The organism is Streptomyces sp. URMC 126 (assembly GCF_051386555.1).
Taxonomy (GTDB): Bacteria; Actinomycetota; Actinomycetes; order Streptomycetales; family Streptomycetaceae; genus Streptomyces.
Genome location: NZ_JBPQTX010001417.1, coordinates 1 through 231, shown reverse-complemented (window position 1 = coordinate 231; position 231 = coordinate 1). Strand labels below are relative to the sequence as shown.

The 231-nt window shown below is 73.6% G+C and carries 1 protein-coding gene; it reads right to left on the bottom strand.

The genetic code is table 11. From position 1 onward, the window contains the following. Window positions 1–231 (bottom strand): beta-ketoacyl synthase N-terminal-like domain-containing protein (locus ACSNOK_RS36490; protein ID WP_436784932.1); only part of this gene is annotated, 231 nt, incomplete at both ends.

The following is a 231-nucleotide window of genomic DNA, read 5'->3' as shown; positions in this document are numbered from 1 at the left end:
GCCTTGTACAGCGCGACGGTGGTCAGCGGCGAGCTGATCACGTGCACCCCGCCGGCCAGGGCGAGATCGGCGTCACCGGTGCGCAGGCCCTGGCAGGCGAGGTGGACCGCCACCAGCGAGGAGGAGCACGCGGTGTCGACGGCGATCGAGGGGCCGCGCAGGTCCAGGAGGTACGACAGCCGGCCGACCGCGGTGCTGTGGGCGCCCCCGGTCACGGTGTGCACATCGTCC